The sequence below is a fragment of the Micromonospora sp. BL1 genome (genome assembly GCF_003667485.1).
In the GTDB taxonomy this organism is placed as follows: Bacteria; Actinomycetota; Actinomycetes; order Mycobacteriales; family Micromonosporaceae; genus Micromonospora; species Micromonospora tulbaghiae.
Genome location: NZ_RCVK01000211.1, coordinates 1 through 687, shown reverse-complemented (window position 1 = coordinate 687; position 687 = coordinate 1). Strand labels below are relative to the sequence as shown.

At 70.5% G+C, this 687-nt stretch carries 1 protein-coding gene; it reads right to left on the bottom strand.

The annotated features are described in order from the left end of the window. On the bottom strand, positions 1-646 hold a 646-nt coding region (locus EAD96_RS11615), incomplete at its 3' end, for a methyltransferase domain-containing protein (RefSeq protein WP_121684267.1). Positions 647-687: the final 41 nt, after the last annotated feature.

Below are 687 nucleotides of genomic sequence, written 5' to 3'. Positions count from 1 at the left end.
AGATGTGTATAAGCGACAGGTGCAGCGGATACCAGCGCGGCGTACCCGGTGGGCGCTGACCGCAGATGCCCTTGAACGTCTGCACGTCCAGCAGGCGTACGTGGGTCGGGTCGGCCACCGCGTTGACGTGCCGCCACCAGGGACTCATCACGTGCAGCACCCCGCCCGGCCGCAGCACCCGGTGGCACTCGTCGAACAGCGGCAGGAAGTCGATCAGGTGCTCGACGATGTGCACCGCGAAGAACACGTCCACCGAGTCGTCGCGCAGCGGCAGCGAGCCGGCCAGGTTGGCGACCGCGTTCACCCCCGGCGCCGGATAGATGTCCAGTCCCAGGTTGCCCGGCCACTGTTTGGTCGCACCGCAGCCCAGGTCCACCACCACCGGCGCCCGCCCGGCCACTGTGACCCGGCACCAGACCCCGAGTACGCCGGACAGCCGGCCGATCAGCTCCCGTACCAGCCGTAGCTGTTCCGGGTCGGCGACCTCGCCGGTCAGATGCGCGACCCCCCGGTCGAAGCGCACCTCGACGGCCGTGCCGCGCAGCCGCTCGTCGTGCCGGACCATGTCGGCCCACGCCTCGGCGAGGAAGCCGTCGGTCTGCCGGAGTCGCTCACCCGAGAGAGCGGTCTGCCCCATCGCCACCATGCGCCACCTCCGGCGGCCCGTTACCCCCTTTTCACCCCCAT